Genomic DNA, 16888 nt, shown 5'->3' with positions numbered 1-16888 from the left:
CCGACGCTACATACACGCCAGCGAACCGTGGACGCACGTACCCCTGTGCGACGACGATTCCGGTTTCGGCTCGTCGGTTTCTGGTTCGTACTCCGCTTCGACGGCTGTGATGGTATCACGTGACATTGCATGAGAATCATGCGCTTCAAAATATATAAATGTTTTCGATTTATAGTGCGGAAAGATATCGGAACAGTTGGCGATGGCTTCGGAGAGTCGGCCATCGGCCTCGGAACCACGAGAGTGTGACCGGAAGACCGAACTTCTAAGTTATCAATCGCGCTACCTACCCGTGTGGACAGCGACAAACTCCGTCCGGTCGTCCTCGCGCTCCTCTGCGTACTCGCGCTCGGGGCCGCCGCGGCCACCCTGAACTCGACGGTCGAGACCGACTCGGGCGGCGGCTTCGGCGTCGGCGACCCCCAGACGGGGACCGGAGCGTCGAACAGTAGCGACACCGGAGCGAGCATCGGGAACAGCTCTGACGCCGCAGCGTCGGTCCCAATTGACCTGCCGTGTTACCCCGTCCTCGACGAACTGTGGGCTATCGGACTCATACTGGCGGTGTTCCTGCTCGGGGCGGCCCTCGCCTACCGACGATTCGGCGGCCTCGGCTTCGTGGCCTACGTCGGTCCGGTTGGGCTCCCGGTCGCGTTCGCTCACGCGCTCCTCACGCTCTGCTCGGACCCCGGTCCCGGGGAGCTAACCGCTGGACTGATCGGGTCGAACAACAGTTCGCTCCCCCCGGGCGGGAGCGGCGCGGCCGGGTCGGGGTCGGGAACGACGCTGACCGACCCGTCGGTCCTGCTCCTGCTCGGTCTCGGGGTCGCACTCGTCGCGGCGGTCGCGCTCCTGTTCGTCTCGTCGAGCGGCACCGACCCCGACGACCCCGAGGAAGTGTTCGAACCCGACGCGGACGAGGACGTGGCCGCGGTCGGACGTGCGGCGGGCGCGGCCGCCGACCGAATCGAGGACGCGACCGACGTGGCGAACGAGGTGTACCGCGCGTGGCACGAGATGACCCGTCACCTCGACGTGTCGAACCCCGAATCGAGCACGCCCGCGGAGTTCGCGGCCGCCGCGGTCGATGCCGGGATGGCGCGCGAAGACGTTGCCGAACTCACCGCGCTGTTCGAGGAGGTCAGGTACGGCGGCGAATCGGCGACCGACGACCGCGAGCGCCGGGCGCTCGACGCGCTCCGGAACATCGAAGCCGAGTACGCCGACGTGGACGGCGAGACGAGGCGCGACGAACGCGACCAAGGAGGCGAGCCGTGAGTACCCGCCCGATTCTGACCGGAATCGGTGTCGTCGCGGTCGCGCTCGGCGTGCTGATGGTAGTCCAGCCGAGTCTCGCGACAGCAATCTCCGCCGACTACGCCGCGGTCCTCCTCATCGGCGCGCTCGCGCTCGTGCAGGGGGTTCGAATCGCGCAGTCCCGGCGCACCAGCGAGATTCGCGGCGCGGAGACCCCCGACGTGGAGACCGTCGAGACGATGCCGACGCCGGGAGCCGAGTTCGACGAGCGAGTCGCGAGGATGCGGTCGGGACCCCGCCGGACCACCATCCGCGAGCGGGCCGACCTCCGCGACGCGCTGCTCGACGCCGCGGTGTCGGCGGTCGCGCACGCCGAGAACTGCTCGCGAGAGGACGCCCGCGAGCGAATCGACGCCGGAACGTGGACCGACGACGTGCACGCCGCGGCGTTCCTCGGCGGCGACGACGCTCCGAACCCGCCGTTCCGGTCGAAACTTCGACTCGCGTTCAGCACCGAGTCGGTCCACCAGTTCCGACTCCGCCGGGCCGCCGACGCCGTCGCTCGGGTGGCGGGCGTCGAATCGAACGACGAAGTCGCAATGAGCGCCGAAGAAGACACCACGGAGGTCGAGTCGTGACGACGATTCGAACGACGAACCGGTGGCGCGGGGTCAGCGCGATCGCGCTCCTCGCAGGCGGTCTCGGCATCCTGTTCAGCAGTCCCCTCGTCCTGCTGTCGGGCGTGGTCGGCGTGGCGTTCGCGGCCTACGCCCGGACCGCGAGCGCGCCCGCGGTCGAACTCGACGTGACTCGGACGCTGAGCGACGACGACCCGCTTCCGGGCGACGAGGTGACGGTCCAGTTGACCGTCGAGAACGTCGGAAGCGCCACGCTTCCCGACCTCCGAATCGTGGACGGCGTCCCCGACGCGCTCGCGGTCGTGGACGGGTCGGCCCGCCTCGGGACCGCGCTCCGGCCCGGCAAGACCGCCCACCTCACCTACGCGGTCGAAGCCGAGCGCGGCGACCACGCTTTCGACTCGCCGCTGGTCGTGGCGCGGGACTTCAGCGGCGCGACGGAGGTCGAGACCGCCGCCGACTGCGAAACCGCATTGACGGTCGTCCCGAAACTCGGAACCACGGTGGACGTGCCCCTGCGCGCTCAGACCACCCAGTACACCGGTCGGGTCACCACCGACACGGGCGGGTCGGGCATCGAATTCTACGGCACGCGCGAGTACCGCCGAGGCGACCCGCTCGCGCGAGTCGATTGGAATCGACTCGCGCGCACGGGCGACCTCACCACCGTCGAGTTCCGCGAGGAGCGCGCCGCGAGCGTGGTCGTGGTGGTGGACACCCGCGACGCGGCGTACCTCGCTCGCGGCGAGGGCGAGCGAAACGCGGTCCAGTACGGCGTCGATGCGGCGGGCAAAATCGCGACCAAGCTCCTCGACGCGGGCGACCGCGTGGGCCTCGCGGCGCTCGGCCCGCGGACGTGCTGGCTCGGACCGGGCGCGGGCCACGACCACCGGGCGAGGGCGCGCGACCTGCTGGCGACTCATCCGGCGTTCTCGCCGGTCCCGTCGGACGAGACGTTCTACCCGACCTCTCGGCTCAAGTGGCTCCGGAAACGACTTCCGGCGTCGTCGCAAGTGCTGTTCCTCACGCCGCTGTGCGACGAGTTCGGCGTGAAGACCGCGCGGCGACTCGACGCGCAGGGCCACCTCGTGACCGTGGTCAGCGTCAATCCCACCGCCGCGGGGACGCCCGGCGAGCGACTCGCCCGGACCGAGCGCACCCGGCGAATCTCGGCGCTCCGGTCGAGCAACATCCGGGTCGTGGACTGGGACCCCGACGACCTGCTCGGGGTCGCCTTAGAACGGACCGCCCGGAGGTGGCGGGCGTGACCGCCGAAATCGACCGCTCGCCCGCGCTCCTGTCGGCCGCGCTCTCGGTGTCGGTCGCCGCGATTTCGGCGGGCACGACCGCGTTCACGTCGTCGGTCGGTCTCGCGGTCGGCGGCGCGGGCTTCGTCCTCGTCGCGGCCGCGGTCGTCCGCGGGTCGCGCCGAGCGGTCACGCTCGGCGCGACCGCCCTGCTCGTCGGCGCGCTGGCTGGCGGCCTGACGACCGCACTCGCCCACCTGCTCCTGCCGGGCGTCATCGCGGCGGTCCTCGCGTGGGACTTCGGCGAGCAGGCCATCAACGTCGGCGAGCAGTTGGGCCGCGAGGCCGACACCGCGCAGTTGGAGGCGACCCACGCCGCCGCGAGCACGGTCGTCGGCGTCGGCGGCGGCGGACTGGGCTACGCCATCTATCTGGGTTCGTCGGGCGGCCAGCCGGTGACCGCGCTGGTGTTCCTGCTGGTGGCGGTCGTGGTGCTGACCTCGGCGCTCCGGAACTGACCTGCGCCAGCGTCCCGTCGTTTGTCTGTGTCCGATACCGCCACTGTCGCTTCGCGGCGTCCGTACCGAATCCGAAACGAGGCGTCGGGGGCTACGTTCGACTGCCGAGTCGATAGATGTAGCGACCGAAACGGTCCGTTCGAAGAGGGGTGTGTGGGCGATTTTTTTGCCGCGGGAGCGTATCGGTTCGCATGGAGGGACTCCGCTGGGTTCGGATGACCGACGACGAAATGAGCGACTTTCTCGGACGCGGGGGGACGGGCACCCTGTCGTTTTCGACGGCAATCGACGACCCGCCGTTTTCGATACCCGTCTCGTACGGCTACGACGAGGACGCGAACGCCTTCTACTTCCGACTCGCGTTTCCGGAGGGAGCGACGAAAGAGGGCGTCGTGGACCGTCCGGTCTCGTTCGTCGCGCACCGCCGGACCGACCGCGGGTATCGGAGCGTCGTCGCGGCGGGAACGCTCGAAGAGGTGACCGATATGCCGTACGATTCGAGCGCCGTGCAGGGGATGTGGGCCGTCGAGATACCCGAAATCGACATCTTCGACCGACCACCGGAGGACGTGGCGTTCCGCCACTTCCGGCTCGCCCCCGAGACGCTGACGGGGCGAAAGGAAGTGCGGTCGAACGAGTCGTAGAGGCACATCGACGGCCGGAATGGCTCTCGACTCGGTTTCGAAGACCGATGCGGGGTCCGGCGTGGAGTCAGTCGTACTCCAGCCGTCGCAGTTCGTACCGGTACGTCCGGCGGTCTTTTTTCACCACGAGATACTGGCCCTCTCGGGTTCGTTCGAGAGAGTCGAAGTGTTCGCCGAGATTCCCCGGATTCAGCGAGTCGGCCGGGTCCTCGACTTCGAAGTGGAGCGTGGCGGTCTCGCCGCGGACGTCGTCGGCCTGCTTGGCTTCGACCGCGAGCGACTCGCCGCTGTTTCGAACGCCGACGTTCCCCGTGAGTTCCCACGTGTGGTCGGTGTAGCGTACTTCTCTCCCCGCGATGTCCCCCCAGTGGGTCTCGACCATGAGTTCACTTGTCCGCGAGAGTCTATCGACTTTTCGGCGGGCAGAGAGCGGTCGAATCCGGCGTCGTTCGCCACTCACCCCCGCGACTCGCGCCGAACTCGCCGGAGTTGGCGCTCGACCTTCCGGGCTTCGTCTTCGGCGTTCGGGTCGAGGTCCCGGAGTTCGCGCTCCTCGTTTTGCTCCGAATCTGATACGTCCGCCCCCGTATCGTCGTCAGGCTCCATGCTGGCGGGTGGTCTCGGAACTGATATAAAGATGTGCCAACCGCGGTGAAAGTGAAATTCGGGCGAAACCGACTACGCCGCGCCTTCCACGGTCGGCACTTCCACCTCGTCCAGCACCCGGTCCACGATTGCGGCCTTCGCGACGTTGTTGACCTGCGCGTCGGGCGTCAGCACGACGCGGTGGGCCAGCACGGGGTGGGCCACGCGCTTGATGTCGTCGGGCGTGACGAACTCCCGGCCCTGCATCGCGGCGCGAGCGCGGGCCGCTTCGAAGAGTCGCTGGGTCCCGCGCGGCGAGACGCCGACTTCGACCCGGCGGTCCTCGCGGGTCCCGCGCGCGACGTTCGCCATGTACTCCAGCAGGTCGTCGTCCACCCGGACCGATTCGGGGACGCTCCGGAGGTCGGTCACGAGCTGTTCGTCGAGCACCGTCCCGATGGAGGGACTCTGGGCGCTCCGCCCGGCCCGCCGCCGGAGGAGTTCGTACTCGCCCTCGGTGTCGGGGTAGCCGATGGAGGACTTGACCGCGAAGCGGTCCACCTGCGCCTCGGGGAGCGGGAAGGTGCCCTCCTGCTCGACCGGGTTCTGCGTGGCGATGACGAAGAACGGTTGGGGGAGGTCGTGGGTGTCGCCGTCCACGGTGACCTGAGCCTCCTCCATCGCTTCGAGGAGCGCGGCTTGGGTCTTGGGCGGCGCGCGGTTGATTTCGTCCGCGAGGACGACGTTCGCGAAGATGGGACCCTCGTTGAACTCGAACTCGCGGGTCTCCTCGTTGAAGACGTGCGTGCCGGTCACGTCCGCGGGGAGGAGGTCGGGCGTGAACTGAATGCGCGAAAAGGAAAGCCCGAGCGCGGACGCGTAGCTTCGGGCGGTCAGCGTCTTGCCCGTGCCCGGCACGTCCTCCAGCAGGACGTGGCCGCCCGCCATCACGCCCAACAGTACGGTTTCGAGAAACTCCCGGTCGGCGATGACCGCGCCGGAAATCGCGTCGAGGACCGACTCACACTGCTCGCTCGCCTCGGTTACGTCCATACGCTACGTCCGAATGCCACTCGCTTGAAGGTGACGGTCGACTGAGGTTTGGGCGGTAAATCGAAACCACTAAGGCGGAGACGGCGGTAGATTGGGGCGAGCCGAGATAGCCTAGCCCGGCCAAGGCGGTAGATTCGAAATCTACTGTCCTCACGGACACGGGAGTTCAAATCTCCCTCTCGGCGCTTCTTCCAACCTCACATCGAACAGGATGTTCTCCGTTCAGAACAACAGCGAGAAGTTGTGCATCCCGAGGAAGCCGTACCACGCGCCCGCCGAGCAGTAGGTCACGACCCGAAACGCCGCGGGGTAGTCGTCGGGTGCCCACGAGTCGGGGAGAACGCGGGCGAGCAGTTCGGCGCTCTCGGCCAACAGCGCCACGCCCGCGACGGCGACGATCACGGTGACGAGGACGCCGGTCACCATCCCGAGTTCGGCCATCATGGTCCGGGTGAACCACATCGACTCGTACACGTCGTCTCTGAGAGAGAGCACCGTCACGGTGCTGACGGCGTCGAGCGCCTTCCCGGCCACCAACACCGCGAGCAGTCCGGGCCGGGTCGCGCCGACGGCGTACCGGCCGCTCCCCGCGACGTACACTCCCGGTTCGGAAACGCCCGGTTCAGAGACTCCCGAGTCGGAGCCGTTCGACACGTCCGGCCCGACGCCAGTTCCCGTCTTTGTTATGCGCCGGACAAAACCCGAGAGGATTTCGACTACCTCGATTCAGGCCCGAGTTATTCGAGGCGACCGCGAGGTAACGACTCGCTACTCGGTCGCGACGGGCCGACCGGCGGTTCGGGCAGGCCGACCGTCGAATCAGGCGTTGAGCCGCCAGATTTCGTAGTTGAGCAGGGTGGCGAACCCGACCCACGCGAGATACGGCACGAGCAGAATCGCGGCCCGCCTATCGACTCGCACCGAGGCCCACATCGTCGCGAGGATGGCCGCGAGCAGCGCGACGATGACGACGAGACCGCCGAAAATCTCGCGCGACCCGAAGAACACGAGCGTCCAACTCGCGTTGAGGAGCAGTTGGACGCCGAACGCCCCGAGCGCGAACCGCCGGATTCGACTCGTTTCCCGATTCGTCCCGCCGCCCCGCCAGACGAGGTAGAGCGCCACGCCCATCAGGAGGTACAAGGTGGTCCACACCGGGCCGAACAGCCAACTCGGCGGCGTGAACCCCGGTTTGGCGAGGGTGGGATACCACGTCGCCACGTCCCCGGCGGTCAGTACCGAGGGGACGATTCCGGCGAGTTCGCAGAGCAGGATGCTCCCGAGGAGTGCAGGCCACGCGATTGGTTTTCGTCGAACGGCGTCGATGACGCTCATGCGTCGAGATACGGTTTTGTGGAGAGTAAAAACCGGGGTTCGACGTGTAGGTCGTGAGGGAGTGGAGTTTGAAAGTCCTCGTCTGATATTCAAATAAGACGACCACTCCGACGAAGACCAGCTCGAAAGCCCCCGTCCAGTGACAAATAAGACGACTACTACAGCAGAAGACACCTCGAAAGCCCCCGTCCAGTACCAAATAAGACGACTACTACAGCAGAAGACACCTCGAAAGCCCCCGTCCAGTACCAAATAAGACGACCGCTACGAGAGGGACCACCTCGAAAGCCCCCGCCCGGTCGCGGTCGCTCAGCGACATATTTGCGCCTCACCGCACCGACAGCACCGGCGCAAATAGAGGTCGCTGAGACGACCAAGCGTTGCGCGACCGGGCGGCCCCTTTCAGTCCCACCCGGCAGAATGTGTCACCGGCTGTTTCCGATGGTTTGTGTCACCGACCGTTCCCGGCGGAATGCGTCACCTGCTGTTCCCGATAGAATGTGTCACCGGCCGATATCCCGACCGATTCGGCCGACGGCGGCGACCGCTGTCGCCGCCGTCGGCCGAACCGGGTCAGTCGTCGGCGACCGGGGCGTCGAGGTCGGCGTCGGAGTCGGTCTGGTCCAGCAGTCGGTCGAGTGCGTCCACCATCGCGGTGACGCTCGCCCGAGTGATGTCGCCGTCGCTCGACCGGACCGTGACGGTTCGGTCGTCGCGGCTCATCTCGACTTCGACCGTGACCACGGCGTCGGTGCCGCCGGTGATGGCGTCCACGTGGTACGATTCAAGGGTCGCGTCGGCCGCCGAACCCACGGCTTCGCGGACCGCCGCGACCGCGGCATCGACTGGACCGTCGCCGGTCCCGGAGGCGACGCGCTCCTCGCCGCGAACGTCGAGTCGCACGCTCGCGGTCGGGAGCGGGCCGCCGCTGGTCGCGGTGAGCTCCCGGAGTTGGATGTGACGGTCGCGCTCGCGGCCCCGGACGTCGTCGGCGATTGCGAGCAGGTCGGCGTCGGTCACGCGCTTGCCGCGCTCGGCGAGTCGCTGGACGCGGGCCACGACCGCCGCGAGGTCGTCGTCCGCGACTTCGACGCCGTGTTCGGCGAGGGTGGCCCGCGCTCCGGCGCGGCCGGTGTGCTTGCCGAGGACGAGGCGGCGCTCCCGACCCACCTTCTCGGGCGGGTAGGGTTCGTACATCCGGTCGTCTTTGAGCGTGCCGTCGGTGTGGATGCCCGACTCGTGGGCGAACGCGTTCTCGCCCACGACCGCCTTGTTGGGCGCGAGCGGCACGTCGGTCGCGTCGGCCACGACGCGGGCGAGGTCGTAGAGTTGGGTCGTCTCGGCGGTCTCGACGCCGTAACAGTGGTCGAGCGCGATGGCGACCTCCTCTAGGGCGACGTTGCCCGCGCGCTCGCCGATGCCGTTCACTGTGGCGTGGACGAGATCCGCGCCCGCCGCGATGCTGGCGAGCGCGTTCGTCACTGCGAGGCCGAGGTCGTCGTGGGTGTGAGTGCCGGTCGGCCCGAGCGCCGAGAGTCTGGACACCGCCTCGTAGGTGTGTTCGGGTCCGGCGTGGCCTACCGTGTCACAGTAGCACACGCGGTCGGCCCCGGCGTCGAGCGCCGATTCCATGAGCGTTTCGAGGAAGTCGAGGTCGGCGCGAGAGCCGTCCTCGCCGAGGACCTCGACCCAAAGGCCGTGGTCGCGGGCGTAGGCCACGAGGTCGGCGGTCGTCTCGACGACCTCCTCGCGGGTCGAACCCACCTTCCCCTCGACGTGGCGGTCGCTCGCGGGGACGACGAGACCGATGCCGTCCACGTCGCAGTCGAGCGCGGCGTCGATGTCGGATTCGACTCCGCGCGCGAAACTGGTAATGCGCGCGTCGAGACCCAGGTCGGTGACCTTCCGAATGGTCTCGCGCTCGCCCTCGCCGGTGCAGGCGCTTCCGGCCTCGATTACGTCCACGCCCGCGGCGTCGAGCGCGGCGGCTATCTCGGCTTTCTCCGCGGGTGCGAGCGAGATGCCCGGCGCTTGCTCGCCGTCGCGGAGCGTCGTGTCTAAGAGCTGTACGTCCCGGTCTGAGAGTGGAGTGCTATTCGGGAAGCCCCCGAATAAATCGTTCACGGGTCATGCGAAACCACGACAGGGTCTCTCGCGTCGAGGGGGTTAAAGGGGCCTTTGTGACAGAGCCACCTGTCGGACCGGCAGTAGGCATATTACGATGCAATACGTTGTATTGCGCATGGAGAACGTCACCACTCGGATGAGCGACGAGGAACTCGACCTCGTGGACAGACTGGCCGAACAGCACGACGGAAGCCGAAGTGACGCGATTCGGGCGGCGCTCCGGGCGGGCGCACGCGAAGAACTCGTCAGGGTTGCACTGGATCGATACCGAGACGGCGCGGTCGGCATGCGCGGAGCAGCAGATATCGCTGGCCTGACCGTCGCCGAGATGATGGCCGAGGCGAACGACCGCGGCGTCCTCCTGAACTACGACGAGACCGACCTCGAATCCGACGTGGAAAATCTGCTATGAGCGAGGACGCGACCAGACGGGTGTTCGTGGACGCCAGCGTGTTCATCACGCTCGCGGAAATCGACTACACCGACCTGCTCGCGGGATTCGACGGTGAGGTGGTCGTCCCGTCGGCGGTCGTTCACGAGGTCTCGGACGACCCGGCCGCGAGCCACCTCGCCACCGCGACAGAAGACTGGCTCCGAATCGACAACGCGGTCGAAACCGCCGGGATGGAGTCGGTGGTACACGCCGCGACGCACTTGGACGCGGAACTCGACGACTACGAGGGCGACGTGGCGCTGCTCGCGTTCGGCACGACCGCTGAGAATCCGGTGGTCGTCACCGACGACAAACCGCTTCGGAACGCCTGCAAGGCGCTCGGCGTTCCGCTCTCGGGGTCCGTCGGCGTCCTCGTCGCGTCGGTCGAACGCGGGACGCTCGCCCCGGCGGAGGCGAAGGACGCGCTGGTCGCGATGGACGAGGTGGGTGCCCGCCTGAGCGCGCGCCTGCTCAGGCGCGCGGAGAAGCTAATCGACCGCGCCGGCGAGTGAGTCAGCGTTCGAGCCGGATTTGGTCGCCGATTTCGACTCCGTTCGCCGCCCCCGCCGGAAGCTCGATTAAGCGGTCGGCCTCGGCCTTCGCCATCCCGGTCCACGCCGAGAGGCGCGCTTTCTTCTGGACTTCGCCGTCGCGAAGCCACAGCACGTCGAGCGCGAAGGGGACGAACACCATGTGCACGTCTCGGCTCGCCACGCCGTCGAACTCGAAGACGAGCGCGTAGTCGTCGGGAATCGACCGCCGGAACATCAGGCCCTTCGCCCGCGAAAAGAACGAATCGGCGGTCTCGATTTCGGTGGCGAGGGTCTCGCGCTCGCCGTCGGACTCGCGTATCAGTCGCACGAGAGGAGGTGTTCGCGGCGGCGAGAAAAGCGTTTTGTTGGCTCCGAGGCCGGGGTTCGACGGGCGGCGCTCGGTGACACGTACCACCGGAAATCGGCCGGTGCATCAGCCGGCGGAAACAGCCGGTGACACGGTCCACCGGAAACAGCCGGTGACATCTTCAACGTGGGCGGGACTGAAAGGGGCCGCCCGGTCGCGTCCAGTTTAGTCGTCTGAGCAGGCTCTATTTCGGGGCGGGCGGTGCGGAGAGCCCCGAAATATCCTGCTCAGCGACCGCGGCCGGGCGGGGGCTTTCGAGGTGTTCGCCGCGGCCGGTACTGTCGTTCGTAGCGACCGGGCGGGGGCTTTCGAAGTGTTCACCGCGGTCGGTACTGTCGTTCGTAGCGACCGGGCGGGGGCTTTCGAGGAGAACGGCATCAGTTGATTGCGGTCACTGAAGGCCAGACAAACTGTTCCAAAATCTCGGGCATGTCCTAGCCACACGTTTTTATCCGAGAACGCCCCACCCACCAGACGATGACGAAGACGCCCGCCGGAACCACGGTCGGGGTGGACGACCCTTACGACCACGTCGGGGTCTGCGACCACCTCACCGACGAGGGGAAGTGCCGGTACGCCTTCGAGCACCCCCAACACGACCCCGAGTTCGCCCGCGAGCGCAGGGAGGACGACCTTCGATGCCCCGCCGCCGACCCCGATGGCGACTGGGACTGGGACTCGTGCCCCCACTTCCGGTGCCGAAACCGCGACCGCGAGTGTGTCCGATGCGGACTGGGCGAGCGCCGGATGGCCCACTCAGACGAACGACCCCTGCTCGAAGAACACCACCTCTCGTACGCCGGTGAAGGAGAAACGCTCGGCCACGAAATCACGGTGTTCCTCTGTCGGTGGTGCCACGCCAAGGTCCACAAGTCGTGGGCGCGCATCGACGACGACGCGAACCCCGACCCGGAGGCCATCGCCGAAAAGGAAGGTCGCCGGAGTCGAGAACAGCGCGAGACCGCATTCGAGTCGGCCGCCGAGCGATACGACCCGGACGGCTGAATAGCGGCGAGCGACGACGCGAGTAGTGCGTTTTTGCGCCCCGGGCGCGAAGACCTGAGCATGAACCACCCCACGGAACTCGGCCACATCCACCTCAAGGTGCGCGATGTCGAGCGCGCGGTCGAGTTCTACACCGACGTGCTCGGTCTCGACGTGGTCGAGCGACCGGGTCGCTTCGCGTTCCTCTCGTTCGGCGACCGCCATCACGATGTCGCGCTTCAGGAGGTCGGGGCGGAAGCCTCGGGTCCCGGCGGCGGCGTCGGCCTGTATCACGCCGCGTTCGAAGTCGAGGACGCCGAGTCGCTCGCGGCGACGTACCGGCGTCTCCGAGAGCGCGGCGTCGAGGTCGCGCCCGTGGACCATCGAATCAGCAAGGCGCTGTATTTCGACGACCCCGACGGGAACGGTCTGGAGGTGTACCTCGACACGCGCAAATCGAACGACCGGTGGGAGTGGGGCGGCGAGAACGTCCGCTTCGACCCCGAGACGTTGGTGGAGTGAGTGGTGTCGGAGGAAAATTCCCGCGGAGTCGCTACGACCGCAAGTGACGCACCCAGTAACAGCCAGAAAGCCCCCGCCCGGTCGCGGTCGCTCTGCGGCATATCTGCACCTCTCCGCAACACCCGGTGCAGATAGTGGCCGCAGAGACGACCAAGACGAGCGCGACCGGGCGGCCCCTTTCAGTCCCACCCACCGCGAAACTGTCACCGGCCGTTTCCGGTGGATTGTGTCACCGGCTGTTTCTGGCAGTTGCGTCACCGGTCGTCACCCGATGGATGCGACCGCTTCGCAAGCTAATTCCCGAGCGTCCGAACCGAGAACAGAACCCCTAAGCGCGGACCGGAAAAATTCTCGAACATGCAACGCGACCCACAGGACTTCGGGCGCGTCCTCTCCTCGATGTGTACGGAGCCACACCCCGACGCCCGCGATGCCGCCCGGCGGTTCCTCGCCAGTAATCCGGGCGACCCGACGACCTACCCCGCGGTCGCCGAACTCGAACGCGAAGTCGTCGAGACGCTCGGCGAGGTGACGGGGCTGTCCGACCCCCACGGCTACGTCGCCAGCGGCGGGACCGAAGCGAATCTGCAGGCCGTGCGCGCTGCGCGAAACCTCGCCGAGACCACCGACCCGAACGTCGTCGCGCCCGAGAGCGTCCACTTCAGCTTCCGGAAGGCCGCCGACGTACTGGACGTCGAATTGCGACTCGCCCCGGTCGGGAGCGACTTGCGGGCCGACCCCGCGAAAATCCGGCGACTCGCAGATGAAGACACCGCGCTCGTGGTCGGCGTGGCGGGGACCACCGAGTACGGCCGGGTAGACCCGATTCCCGCGCTCGCGAACGCGGCCGCGGCCGTGGATGCACTCCTGCACGTCGATGCCGCGTGGGGCGGATTCGTCCTCCCGTTCACCGACTGGGCGTGGAGCTTCGCCGACGCATCGGTCGATACGATGACGATAGACCCGCACAAGATGGGCCGCGCGCCGGTTCCCGCCGGAGGATTTCTCGCACGTGACGAGGCGATTCTCGACGCGCTCGCGGTGGACACACCCTACCTCGAATCCACCTCGCAGGCGGCCCTCACGGGGACTCGAAGCGGCGCGGGAGTCGCGGGCGCACACGCCGCGCTCTCGGCGCTCTGGCCCGACGGATACCGCGAGAACGCGGCGCGCGGCCGAGAGAACGCCGAGTGGCTCGCCGACGCGCTCGAATCGCGGGGCTACGACGTAGTCGCTCCGGTGCTTCCGATTGTCGCAGCCGACATTCCCGAGACGACGGTCGAGGCGCTCCAAGCCGAGGGGTGGCGCGTCTCCCCGACCGGGGACGGGGAACTCCGGGTGGTCTGCATGCCCCACGTCACCCGCGAGATGCTCGAATCGTTCGTCGCGGACCTCGACTCGGTGTGACCTGGAAACATCTTTTTCCCGCGCTCCGTCGTGGTAGCGCCATGACCGACGCCGCGACCGACGAGCGGTCGGGGTCCGAATCCGCAGACTCCGGCCTCGGGGACACAGCACTCGAAGGTTCTGACCCCGAACACCCGGAACCGCCGGACCCGCCCGAGGGCTACCGCGAGCCGACCACGTTCAGCTACCCGACGCCGTGGTTGCTCGTCGGGTCGTTCGCGCTGCTCGTCGGAGCGGCCGCTGGATTCGGGGCGCTGATGGCAGAGATTCGGGGCGTGACCTCCTTGGAAATCAGTTTCGGCCCGAACGGAATCGCGGTGGTCGCGCTTCTCGTCGTCGGGACCGTCGTGGTCCACGAACTGATTCACGGTCTCGTCTCCCGAGCGTTGGGGTATCGGGTCCGGTACGGACTCGCACTCAACATGGGCGCGGCCTACGCCGCCGCGTTCGGCCAGTTTCAAACTCGGCGCGACAATCTGCTCATCGCGCTCGCGCCGGTGGTGGTGTTCACCGTCGTGCTGGTCCCGCTGTTGGCGGGACCGCTTCGAATCGCGCTCGCGGCGTTTCTCGTGCTGGTCGTCAACACGTCGGGTGCCGTGGGCGACCTCTATCTGGCGTACCGGCTGGCTCGGATGCCGGAGGGGACGCTCCTCTACGACGCCGACCTGCGCCACTCCTACGTGTACGTCCCCGAGTAGACCGCGTACGACCGGTTCAGGCCGATGTGTTCGGCATCGTATCGGTCCGTTTGCCGCCCGGACCGCGCCATTTCTCGCGCGAAAAATGTATACTTTCGAACTGCTTTTCGGCCGAAGGCGGAACAGCTAAAACCACAGTTTGTCATCTTTGAAGCGTGTACAGCGTCGGCCTCCCCCTACTCGCGGAGATTCCCGGTCTCGGGTCGTTCGAGTGGATTCAGTACGTCGTCGAGACCGCGACGGGGTGGGTCGGCCTCGCGATAATCTTCGTCTACTCGTTTCTCATCGCGTTCGCGCTCCCGGGCGTGAGCGAGGTGGTGCTGGCCGCGCCGCTCAACCTCGGACTTCCCGAGTGGCTGAAGCTCACGCTCATCATCTTCGTGAGCGGGGTCGGAAAGGCCGCCGGGAGCCTGCTGGCGTTCCACATCGGACAGGAGGCCAAGGAGTCGGGGATAATAATCGACGCGCTCCGACGCTCCCGGTTCGACGTCATCGAGTGGTCGGAGAAGAACACGGTCAAGATAGCCCAGAAGTGGGGCTACCTCGGGATGGCGCTCGCGCTCTGCGTGCCCTTTTTCCCCGACACTATCTCCATCTACGCCTTCGCGGTCCTCGAAGAGGACTACGCGAAGTTCGCGCTGGCGTCGTTCGTGGGGAGCGTGGGGCGACTCCTCGTCACGCTGTTTCTCGTCGGCTCGACGGTTATGCTCATTTGAACCCCGATTCGGGTCACCCGGCCCGTGGTTCCGCAACGAGCCGCGATTCCGCAACGTCTGGTCGGCGACATCGGACGGTCCGACGACCGGAATCGCAAGGCGCACGCCGCGACGGCGCGCCGTCGCGGCGTGCGTCCGTCCCGTAGCCTTTTAACGCTCACGCCCCGAACTGGCGGATAATGACCCCTCAGGCTGTCCAGCAGGAGGACCTCGCGGTCGTCATCGGGCTGGAGGTTCACGTCCAGTTGGAGACGAACACGAAGATATTCTGCGGCTGTTCGACCGACGTGGCCGACGACGAACCGAACACCCACACCTGTCCGGTGTGTCTCGGCCTGCCGGGCGCGCTCCCGGTGCTGAACGAGGCCGCGGTCGAGTCGGCGGTCAAAGTCGGGAAGGCCATCGACGCCGACATTCCCGAGGAGACCACCTTCCACCGAAAGAACTACTTCTACCCCGACCTCCCCAAGGGATTCCAGATTACCCAGTACGACGCCCCCATCTGTCAGGACGGCCACCTCGAAATCGAGGAGGGCGGCGAGCGCCGGACCGTCGGCATCGAGCGCGCCCACCTCGAAGAGGACCCCGGAAGCCTCCAGCACCAAGGCGGCAACATCGACACCGCCGACTACACGCTGGTCAACTACAACCGGGCGGGCGTCCCGCTGATGGAAATCGTGACCAAGCCCGACTTCCGGGGTGCGGGAGAGGTCCGGGCCTTCCTCGCGAAACTCGAAGAGGTCCTCGAATACCTCGGTGTCTTCGACAGCCAGCGCGACGGGAGCCTCCGCATCGACGCCAACCTCAGCGTCGTGCCCGAGAGCGAGGTCGGCGACGACGGCGCAATCGACGACGAGACGCTCGAAGCCGCCAACCGAACCGAGGTCAAGAACATCTCCAGCCACAAGGGCGCGGAGAAGGCGCTCTCCTACGAGGCGACCCGACAGAAGAACGCGGTCCAGCGCGGCCGCGAGGTCGAACAGGAGACCCGCCACTGGGACGAAGCCCGAGGCATCACCGTCTCGATGCGCTCGAAGGAGGAGGAGAAAGACTATCGGTACTTCCGTGAGGCCGACCTCCCGCCCCTGCGAGTCAGCGACTGGAAGCAGAAGTTGGAGATTCCCGAACTCCCGGACGCCCGGCGAGAGCGGTTCCAGTCGGAGTACGGCCTGAGCGAGGAAGCCGCGAGCAAGCTCACCTCGACCAAGCAAGTCGCCGACTTTTACGAGGACGTGGCGAGCGAGTACGACCCCGACCTCGCGGCGACGTGGGTCGCCGACAATCTGTTGGGCGAACTCAACTACCGCGACATGGAGATTACCGACGTGGCCGACCGCCTCGGGGAGTTCAAGCGCCTCGTCGCGCTCGTGGCCGACGAGGAAATCACGACCAAGAACGCCGAGGAGGTCGTCCTCCGCGAGATGTTAGACGACGGCGACGACCCCGAGACCATCATCGACCGCGAGGGTCTCGGCAAGGCCGACGAGGGCGCAATCGAGGGCGCGGTCGAGGACGCCATCGCCGAGAACCCCGACGCGGTCGAAGACTACCACGCTGGCGAAGGCGGCGCGCTCAACTTCCTCGTCGGGCAGGTCATGCAGAAGACCGGCGGGAGCGCCGACCCCGGCTCGGTGAACGGCCTGCTACGGGAGCGACTCGACGAATAGATTCGAGCGGCGCGTGGAGCGAACAGGCGGTGCGTGGGCGGACTCGCAAGGGGCGCGCCGCGCTCGCGCCTCGACCCCTCGCGGCAGTTCTCAGGTCACGGGAGCGTTTGGCCGCGTTCTCCGATTTAAACCTTCGCGAGCGAGGTTCGAGTCCCGG

The 16888-nt window shown here is 67.2% G+C and carries 20 protein-coding genes and 1 tRNA gene; 14 read left to right on the top strand and 7 right to left on the bottom strand.

The features are described 5' to 3' along the window. The first annotated feature begins 294 nt into the window (after positions 1-294). The 5 genes from EKH81_RS05765 (at position 295) to EKH81_RS05745 (ending at position 4304) form a co-directional block, all read left to right on the top strand. Positions 295-1278: a DUF4129 domain-containing protein gene (locus EKH81_RS05765; RefSeq protein ID WP_132057066.1), complete on the top strand. Its 984-nt coding sequence runs from the start codon at positions 295-297 to the stop codon at positions 1276-1278. Then, the gene (locus tag EKH81_RS05760) at positions 1275-1895 is read left to right on the top strand and encodes a DUF308 domain-containing protein (RefSeq protein ID WP_132057064.1); all 621 of its coding nucleotides are present in this window, start codon (positions 1275-1277) and stop codon (positions 1893-1895) included. The genes EKH81_RS05765 and EKH81_RS05760 overlap by 4 nt, the downstream gene beginning before the upstream one ends. Next, positions 1892-3163, top strand: coding sequence for a DUF58 domain-containing protein (locus EKH81_RS05755; protein ID WP_132057062.1), 1272 nt, complete (start codon positions 1892-1894; stop codon positions 3161-3163). The genes EKH81_RS05760 and EKH81_RS05755 overlap by 4 nt, the downstream gene beginning before the upstream one ends. Beyond that, positions 3160-3660 carry a DUF7519 family protein gene (locus tag EKH81_RS05750; protein ID WP_238392128.1) on the top strand — a complete coding sequence of 167 codons (501 nt, stop codon included), beginning with the start codon at positions 3160-3162 and terminating at the stop codon, positions 3658-3660. The genes EKH81_RS05755 and EKH81_RS05750 overlap by 4 nt, the downstream gene beginning before the upstream one ends. A 191-nt stretch (positions 3661-3851) precedes the next feature. Next, positions 3852-4304 carry a pyridoxamine 5'-phosphate oxidase family protein gene (locus EKH81_RS05745; RefSeq protein WP_132057058.1) on the top strand — a complete coding sequence of 151 codons (453 nt, stop codon included), beginning with the start codon at positions 3852-3854 and terminating at the stop codon, positions 4302-4304. A 67-nt stretch (positions 4305-4371) separates the two neighbouring features. Here the strand turns inward: EKH81_RS05745 and EKH81_RS05740 are convergent, their stop codons facing one another. From EKH81_RS05740 to EKH81_RS05730, 3 genes are all read right to left on the bottom strand, one after another. Beyond that, positions 4372-4686 (bottom strand): hypothetical protein, encoded by a 315-nt coding sequence (locus tag EKH81_RS05740; RefSeq protein ID WP_132057056.1) that lies wholly within the window; start codon positions 4684-4686, stop codon positions 4372-4374. 74 nt (positions 4687-4760) lie between these two features. Then, positions 4761-4910 carry a hypothetical protein gene (locus EKH81_RS05735; protein ID WP_162224503.1) on the bottom strand — a complete coding sequence of 50 codons (150 nt, stop codon included), beginning with the start codon at positions 4908-4910 and terminating at the stop codon, positions 4761-4763. 72 nt (positions 4911-4982) lie between these two features. Next, complete coding sequence (locus tag EKH81_RS05730; protein ID WP_132057054.1) at positions 4983-5942, bottom strand: AAA family ATPase; 960 nt, start codon at positions 5940-5942, stop codon at positions 4983-4985. Positions 5943-6042: 100 nt separating this feature from the next. Here EKH81_RS05730 and EKH81_RS05725 point away from each other — a divergent pair. Continuing rightward, positions 6043-6127 (top strand) — tRNA-Ser (locus tag EKH81_RS05725). 37 nt (positions 6128-6164) lie between these two features. Here the strand turns inward: EKH81_RS05725 and EKH81_RS05720 are convergent. From EKH81_RS05720 to EKH81_RS05710, 3 genes are all read right to left on the bottom strand, one after another. Further along, the gene (locus EKH81_RS05720; protein WP_132057052.1) at positions 6165-6596 is read right to left on the bottom strand and encodes a hypothetical protein; all 432 of its coding nucleotides are present in this window, start codon (positions 6594-6596) and stop codon (positions 6165-6167) included. A gap of 165 nt (positions 6597-6761) precedes the next feature. After that, positions 6762-7277 carry a TspO/MBR family protein gene (locus EKH81_RS05715; RefSeq protein ID WP_132057050.1) on the bottom strand — a complete coding sequence of 172 codons (516 nt, stop codon included), beginning with the start codon at positions 7275-7277 and terminating at the stop codon, positions 6762-6764. Between the two features lie 573 nt (positions 7278-7850). Continuing rightward, the gene (locus tag EKH81_RS05710) at positions 7851-9401 is read right to left on the bottom strand and encodes a 2-isopropylmalate synthase (protein ID WP_132057048.1); all 1551 of its coding nucleotides are present in this window, start codon (positions 9399-9401) and stop codon (positions 7851-7853) included. A 118-nt stretch (positions 9402-9519) separates the two neighbouring features. Here EKH81_RS05710 and EKH81_RS05705 point away from each other — a divergent pair, with 118 nt between their 5' ends. Next, positions 9520-9816, top strand: coding sequence for a UPF0175 family protein (locus EKH81_RS05705; protein WP_132057046.1), 297 nt, complete (start codon positions 9520-9522; stop codon positions 9814-9816). Continuing rightward, entirely contained in the window at positions 9813-10349 is a 537-nt protein-coding gene (locus EKH81_RS05700) for a PIN domain-containing protein (protein WP_132057044.1), read from the top strand. Before EKH81_RS05705 ends, EKH81_RS05700 begins: the two co-directional genes overlap by 4 nt. 1 nt (position 10350) lies before the next feature. Here EKH81_RS05700 and EKH81_RS05695 read toward each other — a convergent pair whose 3' ends face one another. Further along, the gene (locus tag EKH81_RS05695) at positions 10351-10698 is read right to left on the bottom strand and encodes a DUF192 domain-containing protein (RefSeq protein WP_132057042.1); all 348 of its coding nucleotides are present in this window, start codon (positions 10696-10698) and stop codon (positions 10351-10353) included. Between the two features lie 516 nt (positions 10699-11214). Between EKH81_RS05695 and EKH81_RS05690 the strand changes: the two genes are divergently transcribed. The 6 genes from EKH81_RS05690 (at position 11215) to gatB (ending at position 16731) form a co-directional block, all read left to right on the top strand. Continuing rightward, complete coding sequence (locus EKH81_RS05690; protein ID WP_132057040.1) at positions 11215-11742, top strand: DUF7097 family protein; 528 nt, start codon at positions 11215-11217, stop codon at positions 11740-11742. Between the two features lie 60 nt (positions 11743-11802). Next, positions 11803-12243 carry a VOC family protein gene (locus EKH81_RS05685; RefSeq protein WP_238392127.1) on the top strand — a complete coding sequence of 147 codons (441 nt, stop codon included), beginning with the start codon at positions 11803-11805 and terminating at the stop codon, positions 12241-12243. A 357-nt stretch (positions 12244-12600) separates the two neighbouring features. Next, entirely contained in the window at positions 12601-13650 is a 1050-nt protein-coding gene (gene mfnA, locus EKH81_RS05680; protein WP_132057038.1) for a tyrosine decarboxylase MfnA, read from the top strand. Positions 13651-13691: 41 nt separating this feature from the next. Next, a complete protein-coding gene (locus EKH81_RS05675) occupies positions 13692-14348 on the top strand; it encodes a metalloprotease family protein (protein ID WP_132057036.1) in 657 nt (218 codons plus the stop codon). Between the two features lie 188 nt (positions 14349-14536). After that, positions 14537-15064 carry a YqaA family protein gene (locus EKH81_RS05670; RefSeq protein ID WP_368407700.1) on the top strand — a complete coding sequence of 176 codons (528 nt, stop codon included), beginning with the start codon at positions 14537-14539 and terminating at the stop codon, positions 15062-15064. Between the two features lie 179 nt (positions 15065-15243). Continuing rightward, positions 15244-16731, top strand: a complete 1488-nt coding sequence (gene gatB / locus EKH81_RS05665; RefSeq protein ID WP_132057032.1) for an Asp-tRNA(Asn)/Glu-tRNA(Gln) amidotransferase subunit GatB — start codon at positions 15244-15246, stop codon at positions 16729-16731. The last annotated feature ends 157 nt before the right edge of the window (positions 16732-16888 follow it).

Source organism: Halorussus amylolyticus, assembly GCF_004143485.2.
Taxonomy (GTDB): domain Archaea; phylum Halobacteriota; class Halobacteria; order Halobacteriales; family Haladaptataceae; genus Halorussus; species Halorussus amylolyticus.
Note: the sequence above shows the minus strand (reverse complement) of the source record. Positions and strands in the feature narration are given on the sequence as shown.

Bases quoted from the DNA above. Each gene is read 5' to 3' on its own strand.
- EKH81_RS05730 (WP_132057054.1), bottom strand. From the start codon at position 5,942: ATGGACGTAACCGAGGCGAGCGAGCAGTGTGAGTCGGTCCTCGACGCG.
- EKH81_RS05700 (WP_132057044.1), top strand. From the start codon at position 9,813: ATGAGCGAGGACGCGACCAGACGGGTGTTCGTGGACGCCAGCGTGTTC.
- gatB (WP_132057032.1), top strand. From the start codon at position 15,244: ATGACCCCTCAGGCTGTCCAGCAGGAGGACCTCGCGGTCGTCATCGGG.
- EKH81_RS05735 (WP_162224503.1), bottom strand. From the start codon at position 4,910: ATGGAGCCTGACGACGATACGGGGGCGGACGTATCAGATTCGGAGCAA.
- EKH81_RS05705 (WP_132057046.1), top strand. From the start codon at position 9,520: ATGGAGAACGTCACCACTCGGATGAGCGACGAGGAACTCGACCTCGTG.
- EKH81_RS05740 (WP_132057056.1), bottom strand. From the start codon at position 4,686: ATGGTCGAGACCCACTGGGGGGACATCGCGGGGAGAGAAGTACGCTAC.
- EKH81_RS05690 (WP_132057040.1), top strand. From the start codon at position 11,215: ATGACGAAGACGCCCGCCGGAACCACGGTCGGGGTGGACGACCCTTAC.
- mfnA (WP_132057038.1), top strand. From the start codon at position 12,601: ATGCAACGCGACCCACAGGACTTCGGGCGCGTCCTCTCCTCGATGTGT.
- EKH81_RS05685 (WP_238392127.1), top strand. From the start codon at position 11,803: ATGAACCACCCCACGGAACTCGGCCACATCCACCTCAAGGTGCGCGAT.
- EKH81_RS05715 (WP_132057050.1), bottom strand. From the start codon at position 7,277: ATGAGCGTCATCGACGCCGTTCGACGAAAACCAATCGCGTGGCCTGCA.
- EKH81_RS05675 (WP_132057036.1), top strand. From the start codon at position 13,692: ATGACCGACGCCGCGACCGACGAGCGGTCGGGGTCCGAATCCGCAGAC.
- EKH81_RS05745 (WP_132057058.1), top strand. From the start codon at position 3,852: ATGGAGGGACTCCGCTGGGTTCGGATGACCGACGACGAAATGAGCGAC.